This is a genomic window from Thiocystis violacea (genome assembly GCF_016583565.1).
Classification (GTDB): Bacteria; Pseudomonadota; Gammaproteobacteria; order Chromatiales; family Chromatiaceae; genus Thiorhodococcus; species Thiorhodococcus violaceus_A.
Map to the genome: position 1 here is coordinate 1 of NZ_NRRF01000123.1, position 7042 is coordinate 7042.

The 7042-nt window shown below is 65.2% G+C and carries 4 protein-coding genes and 2 pseudogenes; 3 read left to right on the forward strand and 3 right to left on the reverse strand.

Going from position 1 to position 7042, the window contains the following annotated elements; all coding sequences use genetic code 11:
- Positions 1-732: 732 nt before the first annotated feature.
- Complete coding sequence (locus CKO23_RS23300; protein ID WP_200335690.1) at positions 733-1653, forward strand: crotonase/enoyl-CoA hydratase family protein; 921 nt, start codon at positions 733-735, stop codon at positions 1651-1653.
- 3 nt (positions 1654-1656) lie between these two features.
- On the opposite strand, the gene CKO23_RS26450 is transcribed toward CKO23_RS23300, so the two are convergent.
- Both CKO23_RS26450 and CKO23_RS23310 read right to left on the reverse strand, forming a co-directional pair.
- Entirely contained in the window at positions 1657-4212 is a 2556-nt protein-coding gene (locus CKO23_RS26450) for an ATP-binding protein (protein ID WP_200335692.1), read from the reverse strand.
- The gene (locus tag CKO23_RS23310) at positions 4213-5316 is read right to left on the reverse strand and encodes an HD-GYP domain-containing protein (RefSeq protein ID WP_242482687.1); all 1104 of its coding nucleotides are present in this window, start codon (positions 5314-5316) and stop codon (positions 4213-4215) included.
- Between the two features lie 304 nt (positions 5317-5620).
- Here CKO23_RS23310 and CKO23_RS23315 point away from each other — a divergent pair, with 304 nt between their 5' ends.
- Both CKO23_RS23315 and CKO23_RS23320 read left to right on the forward strand, forming a co-directional pair.
- The gene (locus CKO23_RS23315) at positions 5621-6040 is read left to right on the forward strand and encodes a hypothetical protein (protein ID WP_200335701.1); all 420 of its coding nucleotides are present in this window, start codon (positions 5621-5623) and stop codon (positions 6038-6040) included.
- Positions 6041-6095: 55 nt separating this feature from the next.
- A pseudogene (locus CKO23_RS23320) lies at positions 6096-6791 on the forward strand (PDDEXK nuclease domain-containing protein); the annotation flags it as partial.
- A gap of 127 nt (positions 6792-6918) precedes the next feature.
- Here CKO23_RS23320 and CKO23_RS27040 read toward each other — a convergent pair.
- Positions 6919-7042: pseudogene (locus CKO23_RS27040) on the reverse strand (IS1595 family transposase); the annotation flags it as partial.

Here is a 7042-nt window from a genome sequence, read left to right on the forward strand (position 1 = left end):
CGACTGAGCCCTCCCAGGTTCCTGGGCGACCCGTGCGTGCATGCCCTGCTCTCAGACCCCGGCGGAGTCTCGGCATCAGGCCAGTACAATGCCGAGACTGTTGCCTTCCGGTGATTGGAATGCGTCGGCTCCGCTGGCATCAGTTTCGGGGCTCTATCACACAGCCTACACGCCCCCTGTGTTCGCTTCGCAGCCGGGATCACTCCCGCACCACGCCACACTCGGTTCCGGTGGATGGCCAATCCTTACCGGCTCGGGACTTTCACCCGGTGGGCCGCAACAAGGAGTTTCCGATTCGCTTATCCGTCCGCTATCTTCCTCTCCTTCCAGGCTTTGCCTGGCGCAACCAACCGATGACCAAGGCCGTTGACTATAACGGCGTGGACCGCTCGACCCGGGCGGGTGGTACGCCATGCCGACCCCTCGCCAGCCCGAGCTTCGTCTCGCTGTTTGTGCCGACGTCCGAGGGTTTTCAGACACCTTCTTAGACTCACACACAATCGCGCTTCCCGCTCAGGGCAGGTTCTCGGTTGACCCCTGTCTGCAAAGGCGCCTCCGAGGAAAGCGGAAAAAGCTCACACATCTGGCTAATGAAAGTGTGACCTGCTGCCGATAAACCCACCGTGGACCGAGCGACGGTGACTAACCGCTCCAATCCGCGACCTGGAACCCCGTGCCTTCGGCGAGCGCCGAGCGCCGCCCTCATCACGTCGACCGACATGCGAGCCGCTTATGGAAACCGTTCTCTCGAAGACCAGAATCACCACCATCGCACCGACCTATCAGGAGCTGACCGTCCACCTGGACGACGCTTACAAAGTGGCCTGGTGCTACATGCATGCGACACCCAGGCCCTGCTTCTCGACGCGCATGCTCACGGAGCTCAACGCCTGGATCCACCACCTGAGCGACCATGGCTCGCGACTGAACCTCCGCTACCATGTCCTCGCCTCCAGCGTGCCCGGAATCTTCAATCTCGGCGGTGATCTGGATCTCTTCCGCGCGCTTGCCCTGGCGGGCGACCGAGACGCCTTGCTGGCCTATGGCACGCGCTGCATCGACGTCCTCTACGCCAACACCGTGGGTTTCGGCCTGCCGGTCACGACCATCGCCCTGGTTCAAGGGGAAGCGCTCGGAGGCGGCTTCGAGGCCGCGCTCTCCAGCGACGTCCTCATCGCCGAGCGCGGCGCGCGCATGGGCTTCCCCGAGATCCTCTTCAACCTCTTCCCCGGCATGGGGGCCTTCAGCCTCTTGTCGCGCAAGCTCGATGCCAAGCGCGCCGAGCGCATGATCCTCAGCGGCACGCTCTATACGGCCGAGGAGCTGCATGCGATGGGTCTGGTCGATATCCTGGCCGAGGACGGCGAGGGCGAGCTGGCCGTCTATGAGCACATCAAGCGGGAGAACCGCGCCCGCAACGGCTTTCAAGCCCTGCGGCGCGCGCGCGATGCGTGCAACCCAGTCACCTATGAGGAGTTGATGCGGATCCTGGAGATCTGGGTCGAGACGGCCCTCAAGCTGGAGAAGCGCGATCTGCGAATGATGGATCGTCTCGTCTCACGCCAACACCTGGTCGGAAACCGCGCGACCGACGAGGCGGGACGCACGGACTCAGTGGCCGTGGGCACCGCGGCGGCCCGCGCCAGGGCCTGACCCTCAGCTCACCCGATTGCCGCGCAGGTCGCGGGCGGATGCGCACAGCAGCTTCGACGTCGCCCCCAGGGTGCGGCGAAGCTGTTCCAGCAGCTCGCGGGCGCGCGCGGAGCCGAGTTCGAAGGGCTTGAGCCCCCTCAAGCGTCCGACCGCCGCGGCGAGCCCGACGGCACCGATCTCGCGCGCGCTCCCGTCCAGGGCATGGATGGCCGCGCGCAAGGCCGGGTAGTCGGCAGCGCTCAAGGCCGCGGCGATGGCATCCAGCGTCCGGGCGGAATCCCGGCGGAAACCCGCGACCAGCTCATCGAAGAAGGGCCCCCCATCGCCGAGCCGTCGCAGCGAATCCAATTTCTCATCGTCCACCAGCATATCCCCGGCAGCATCCGCTGGTGGCTCGACCTCCGACTGGGCCGCGCCGGCGACCAGGCGCGCAATGGTCTCGAGGAGCCGGCGGCTCTGGACGGGCTTGGTGAGGTAGGCATCGACGCCAGCCTCGCGGCCCTCGGCGAGCGCTTCCGGGGTCGCGTCCGCGGACAGGATGATGGTCGGAATGGGGGCGTTGGGACGCATGAAACGCATGGCGCGGAAGACATCCAGACCGCAGCGCTCCGGCATGTTCTTGTCGAGCACCAGGAGATCGAAGCCATCCCCCTGATCCTGGATGGCGTCCAGCGCCGCCTCCCCATGCTCGACCAGGGTCACCGCATGGCCGGCGCGCTCCAGGATGGCGCGCAGCACCAGGCGATTGGTTTCGTTGTCCTCGGCCACCAGGACATGCAGCCTGGAGCCCGCCGCCGGGGCGATGCGCCGGTAGTGATCGGCGATGGAGACGACGTTCTCGGGAGCCGCGCCCAAGCAGCGGGCGGCATGGACCGCATTCAGCAACGCCTCCCGGCGCAGCGGCCAAGGCAGAACGCCGGTGAAGCCGCGCGGCAAGGCCAGGGGCGCGGTCCCGGAGGGGGTCGTTCTGATCAGGAAGCGCAGGCAGCCATCGCCGTCGTCGAAGTCCGCCGCCGCGGCCGCCAGCGCCTCCGGCGGGAGATCCTGCTCGCACAGGAGCAGGATGTCATAGGGCTCCCGGTGATCGCTGGCCCGAGCCAGCGCCTGGGCGAGCAGCGGCAACGCCACGACGTCCGTCCGCAGCCCGAGGGGAGCGAGCCCCTCGCTGAGCTGTGTCGCCGCGCGCGCGCCGCACACCAGGAGCGCGCGCTCACCCGCCAGCGCCCCCCTGGCCTGCTTGGCATCGATCCGCACCACGCCAAGCGGCAGCTCGAGCCAAAAGAGCGTGCCGCGCCCGGGCTCGCTGCGCAGCCCGATGTCCCCGCCGAGGAGCAGGACCAGCTCGCGGGCAATGGTCGTCCCCAGCCCGGTCCCGCCGAAGCGGCGCGTCGTGCTGCTGTCCGCCTGCTGAAAACTCTCGAAGATGCGCGACTGCTGCTCCGCGGACATGCCGATGCCCGTGTCCTCGATCTCGAACCTGAGCCTCAGCTCATCGGCCAAGGCGGTGCCCGCCACCGTGCTCACGCGCAGCTCGACACGCCCCGTCTCGGTGAACTTCACCGCGTTGCCGAGGAGGTTCATCAGGATCTGTCGGATGTGCAGGGCGTCCCCGCGCAGGCTGTAGGGCGTGTCCGGATCGATCAGACGCGTCAGCGCGATACCCTTGCGTTGCGCCTGCGGCGCGAACATCGCGAGCGTCTCGGCAACCAGGCGATGGAGGTCGAAATCCACCGACTCGATCGGCAGTCGGCCGGCCTCGATCCTCGAGAAATCCAGGACATTGTTGATGATCCCGAGCAGGGTATTGGCCGAGGTCTGAATGGTGCTCGCCAGCTCGCGCTCCTGTTGCTCGAGCTTGGCGTCCATGAGGAGATCACTCATGCCAATGACGCCGTTGAGCGGCGTGCGCAGCTCATGGCTCATGTTCGCCAGGAACTGGCTCTTCGCCCGACTCGCCTCATTGGCCGCACGGATGGCCCTGCGCAGCTTGGCGAGGAGCGCGGCGACATAGGCGGGAATGACCAGCAGGATAAGCATGAAGCTTGCCGAGAACAGTGGATGCTGTCGCCAGAAGGGGGAGTAGAGGGCGACCCCAGCGAAGCCGATCAGGCTGACCACCGCGGCGATGCCAAGATACTGGGTGCCGTAGCGGAAGCCGTTGCCGACGATCACCCAGAGATAGATGGCCAGCAGCGGAGCGCCTGCCTCGCCGGCGAAGCCCATGGCGACCGAGGTCACGGACAGATCCAGCAGGATGCCGAGGATGCGTCTGACCGGAACGGGGCCGAAGTCCTTGAGCACGGCGACCAGCAGGCCCACGGAGACCAACGCAAAAATGATCGCCATGCCGGCGAGGATGAAGAAGGCGGGCGAATCAGAACCGACGCGATCGGCCGTGAGGAGATAGAGGATGGCGAGCCCGCCGACCAGGATGCGGATGATGGCCTGCTCGCACTCGCTATCGCCACGCCCCCTGAGCCGCCGCGACAGACCGCCGTAGATCCGCCGCCAGGATCGCGGCGGATGGGATCCCAGGGATGGCTTCCGGCTCGCGCTCATTCACCCGAGCCCCTGCGCCGCGGCCTCGTCGGGGCCGTCCCGGAGCTGGCGGCGGATGTCCTCGATCGCGGGCACTGAGCTCAGGAAGGCGCTCACGCAATCCGGATCGAAATGGGCGCCCGAGAGCGACTGGATATAGCTGCACGCATCCCGGCTGCTCCAGGCCGCCTTATAGGGCCGCACCGTCGTCAAGGCATCGAAGACATCGGCAACCGCGACGATTCTGGCCGCCTGAGGGATCGCCTCGCCGCGCAGACCCTCGGGATAACCGCTGCCGTCGAACTTCTCGTGATGGGAAAGCGCGATGGTGGCGCCCAGTTGGAGGTATGTCGAGGGGCTGTCGCGGAGGATCTGGTAACCGAGCCGCGCATGCTCTCGCATGATGTCGAATTCGGCATCCGTGAGCTTGCCGGGCTTGAGCAGGATGGCATCCGGGATCCCGATCTTGCCGATATCGTGCATGGTGGCGGCCAGGGAAATGGCCTTGCAGGCCGGCTCCGCAAGCCCCAGCCCGGTGGCGATCAGACCGCAATACTCGGCGATGCGCAGCACATGGTTGCCCGTGCACTCATCGCGATACTCCCCGGCCTTCGCCAACCTCAGGAGCGTCTCCTCCTCACGCGCAACGATCTCCTTGGTGGCCAGCTCGACCTGAGCCTCCAGCCAGCGGGCGCGATTGCGGATGATCTGCTGCTGTCGGCGCATGGTCAGCAAGTTACGGCAGCGCGCCCGGCATTCGTGCTGATCGATGGGACGGTTGAGAAAGTCCGTGGCGCCGGCGTCGAGCGCCTCATAGAGGACGCGCCTGTCCTCCACCACGGTGACGACGATGATGGGAAGGTCGCCGCAGCCCGGGAGTGCGCGCACCTGACGAATGAAGCTCACCCCGTCCATCCCGGGCATCAGATAATCCGTGAGGATGAGATCCGGTGTCTGGGTGCGGATGAAATCGATGGCCGACTGCCCGTCGTCGAAGGCAACCACCTCCAAGCTCGGATCGATGCCACGGATCAACTGCTCGAGGATCTTCCGCCCAGTGGTCTGGTCATCGACGACCACCACCAGGGACTTGGCACCCACGACGTTTGGTGTGAGAAATGTCAACTGAGCCTCCGCAAGGCCCGGGGGCGTTGGCTGTTCTAGGACCACAAGGATAGACCCCCTCCGCGCGGCAGACCGCAATCCCAGCGGGAGCCAGGAGAACGCATGAAACTGGAATGTTGTAGCCAGAGCTTAAACCATCCCATGACGCTCGACGACAGACCCCCGTCACAAAACAAGGCGTGCTCGACGCCTCCGCACAGTGGACAGGGCAGCCGATCGCCGTGAACCTTTGAGCTGTCTTTCCCGTCATTGACCCGCCTGACTTGCCGACCTAGGCTTCTCGCCTGGAAAAGACTGGAAGCGGGTGGACGACCCGGCTGCCAATATTGGCGCAGCTACTGACCGTGCAAGAGGTCGCCCGCCTTCTGAATCTGAGCGACCTGACCTCCTCGAGTCCGTCGACAACATCAAGCCCGACCGCTCCGAAGACGACGTGCTCTACGAGCTTCTGCTCAAGTACGGCCTCGACCTCGCCATCCCGACCGACACCCGTGACATCAAGGGACGCGAGGTCACGGTGATCGGCGCCGACGCGCTGATCGTCTGTCTCTCCGACAAATCACGCTGGAGAGTGGTGTCCGGCATCGCCGCCCTGAAGGACGAACTTCAGCCCGAGGTCATGCGCGTGGTGTTCAAGGACGCCGGCTTCGCCGACGACGTGGCCAAGACCAATGCCGCTCAAATCTTGAAGCAAGCCGGTATCGACGACGTCAAGTCGCTGTGATGCCGCATGGTCGGTCACGCGTGACGGTGCCGGAATCTTGGTCGGAGCGGATGACATGAGTGAGCGAGACACACTCGATCCGCACGCCGCGGAGTATCAAGACTGGCTGAGGGCACTCAAGCGCAGGGTGCGCCAGGTTCAGCTCAAGGCGGCTGTCGCGGTCAACCGGGAGCTGCTGAGTTTCTACTGGGCGCTGGGCGCCGATATCGTCGAGCGGCAAGAGAACGCGGCCTGGGGTACGGGTTTTCTCCAGCAGTTGAGCAAGGATCTGATGGCGGAGCCCCCAGGGATGAAGGGGTTTTCGCTTAGTAATATCAAGTACATACGCCAGCGGTTTCTGTTCTATTCCAGCGCGGCGCCAATTGGGCAACAGCCTGTTGCCCAATTTGAGACGTCACCTATCGCGCAGATCACCCAGATCCCCTGGGGGCACAATCTGGCGATCATCTCCAAGTGCAAGCGCATCGACGAGGCGCTTTACTACGCGCGCAACACCATCGCGCATGGCTGGAGCCGCAGCGTCTTGACGCATCAAATCGAGAGCGGCCTGTGGCAGCGTGAGGGCAAGGCGATCACCAACTTCACCGAGGCTCTCCCGGCCCCGCAATCGGACCTGGCGATCCAAACCCTCAAAGACCCTTATGTGTTCGACTTTCTGACCCTGACCAAGGATCACAACGAGCGCGAGCTGGAAGCCGGCCTGATCGAGCACAGTACGCACTTCTTGCTGGAGCTGGGCGCGGGGTTCGCCTCTCTGGGCTCTCCACTTAACCGGAGTTCCTCCACGGACGGTTTGCGGGAGGGAGGTCGAGGCTTGGCGGGTGGCCATTTGCCCTCGGCGGGGTGGGGAGTACTGTTCGGGGTCGCTGGGTCAGTGCGAGTTCCTTGTAGCGCACAGGCTCGTTCGCAATCGCGAGTTCGAGTACCCGGTAGAACACCATCCCACGGCTGCGGGACCGCCGGCGGTTGAAGCGGAACACGAACTCGTTCAGGTAGCTGGCA

Bases quoted from the DNA above. Each gene is read 5' to 3' on its own strand.
- CKO23_RS23300 (WP_200335690.1), top strand. From the start codon at position 733: ATGGAAACCGTTCTCTCGAAGACCAGAATCACCACCATCGCACCGACC.
- CKO23_RS26450 (WP_200335692.1), bottom strand. From the start codon at position 4,212: ATGAGCGCGAGCCGGAAGCCATCCCTGGGATCCCATCCGCCGCGATCC.